Origin of the sequence: Anaerovibrio sp., assembly GCF_051866355.1 — a bacterium.
GTDB lineage: Bacteria > Bacillota > Negativicutes > Selenomonadales > Selenomonadaceae > Anaerovibrio.
This window is the reverse complement of the sequence record NZ_JBJDWZ010000138.1, coordinates 1-1,863: the sequence shown is the minus strand read 5'-3', so window position 1 is coordinate 1,863 and position 1,863 is coordinate 1. Positions and strand designations below refer to the sequence as shown.

Annotated in this window: 3 protein-coding genes; all 3 read right to left on the bottom strand. The window is 51.7% G+C overall.

Annotation, left to right across the window (positions count from 1 at the left end; translation table 11 throughout):
- Positions 1-790, bottom strand: a 790-nt coding sequence (gene ispH, locus ACI3UA_RS07605) for a 4-hydroxy-3-methylbut-2-enyl diphosphate reductase (protein WP_439724212.1), incomplete at its 3' end; no start/stop codon positions are given.
- A 113-nt stretch (positions 791-903) separates the two neighbouring features.
- Complete coding sequence (locus ACI3UA_RS07600; RefSeq protein ID WP_439724211.1) at positions 904-1,509, bottom strand: lysophospholipid acyltransferase family protein; 606 nt, start codon at positions 1,507-1,509, stop codon at positions 904-906.
- Positions 1,510-1,528: 19 nt separating this feature from the next.
- A partial coding sequence (locus ACI3UA_RS07595; RefSeq protein WP_439724210.1) for a (d)CMP kinase occupies positions 1,529-1,863 on the bottom strand: 335 nt, incomplete at its 5' end.

Below are 1,863 nucleotides of genomic sequence, written 5' to 3'. Positions count from 1 at the left end.
AGTCAGGCGTTGAAGCACCCGCTGTAATACCAATTTTTTTTATTGTAGCAAACCAATCGTCACACACCTCTGCGGCTGTTTCGATATGGTATGTTTTACATTTTTCCGAACAAAGCTGGGCCAGCTTTGTCGTATTGGCACTGTTCTTGCCGCCCACCACAATCATCAGCTCAACCTCACCGGCCAGCTTCACTGCCGCTGACTGGCGCAAATCAGTTGCCGTACAGATGGTGCGGATAATCCTCACATCAGAGGACTTGTCCAGCAGAACACCCACTATTTTCTTGAATCTGGCACCGGAAAACGTAGTCTGGGAAACAATGCCGAGCCTGCCGTATACCGGCAGTGCGTCAGCCTCATCCTCTGTATCCACTGCCACGGCACCCTCACCGGCCCACTCAAGAATACTGCGCACCTCCGGGTGATTCTTGTCACCCACGATGACCACCTGATAGCCTTCATCGGCCAGGCTCTTCGCAGAATTCTGGGCCTTGCGCACATGAGGACATGTAGCGTCCACAAGATTCAGTCCCTTGGCCTCAATCTTGTCATAAACATGAGGCCCTACGCCATGAGAACGGACAATGACCGTCCCCTCGGTGATTTCATCCAGTGTTTCAATCTTGCCTATCCCCTCTTCTGCCAGCCTCGCAACCATCTGCGGATTGTGAATGATTGGCCCCAGGGTATATGACCTGCTCTGAGGCGTCACCGAATTCTCCGCAAGCTGAATGGCTCTCTTGACCCCGTAACAGAAACCGAGATTTTCCGCCAAATAAACTTCCCGCATCAGGTCACCTCAAAACAAAACTCAAAATAGAAAACTGCAACTTAAAACACTCTGCCATTATATCATGAATTTTACAGCTTGGCTATGTAAATTTATCATTTTTTCAATTTTTTTTAGAAATCTGCTTCATTCTCATCAATCATGACAGAAATACGGCTCATAATTTTTTCTGAAAAAGCATTGAGGGCTTCCTTGTCGTTGTGCTTTCCCTCGAAATAAAGCGGTTCGCCAAAAATTATTTTTATCCTTGGCAGCAGGCCGCCATTCTGAAAAATCTTATTCGTGCCGATAATCGCCACAGGCACCACCGGCACCCTGCCCATAGCGGCCAGAAGTGCCACCCCGGATTCAGCCTTGCCCAGCCTGCCTGTCTTGCTGCGGGTGCCCTCCGGAAAAACTCCGAGGCATAGCCCCTGCTTCAAAATCCCCAGCGCCGTTTTTATGGCGCCCCTGTCCGCCGCACCGCGCTTGACAGGAAAGGCATACAGGTTGCGAATAACCGCCCCCGCTATGGCAGGCCTGAACAGCTCCTCCTTGGCCATATAGGCCACAGGCCGGGGCATATACGTACCGGCCATCGGCGGATCCCAGTTGCTGAGATGGTTGGCCGCCATGATCATGCCGCCCTCCATCGGCACATTTTCCCTGCCCTTGACAATAGGACGAAACAGAATGCCAAATATTATCTGAAAAAATAACTTTAAGCATTTGTAAAACATTTTGCTTTTCTCCTGTCTGTCACACGTTCCTGCACCTATCCACAATAGCCTGAACAACCTCATCGATTCCCATGTCGCTGGTATCCAGAAGCTCAGCGTCAGGAGCCTGCACCAGAGGCGAAATCTCCCGCTCGCTGTCCGCCTTATCGCGGGCGGCAATATCCTTCTGCAGCTCTTCCAGCGTCACATCGTAGCCCTTTTCCTTCATTTCCTTGTAGCGGCGGCGCGCCCGCTCCTCTATGGAGGCGGTCAGGAAAATCTTGACGTTGGCATTTGGCAGTACGCTGGTGGCAATATCACGGCCATCCATCAGCACGGAGCCGTTCTCCGCCATGCGGCGCTGCAGCTCCACCA

Bases quoted from the DNA above. Each gene is read 5' to 3' on its own strand.
- ACI3UA_RS07600 (WP_439724211.1), bottom strand. From the start codon at position 1,509: ATGTTTTACAAATGCTTAAAGTTATTTTTTCAGATAATATTTGGCATT.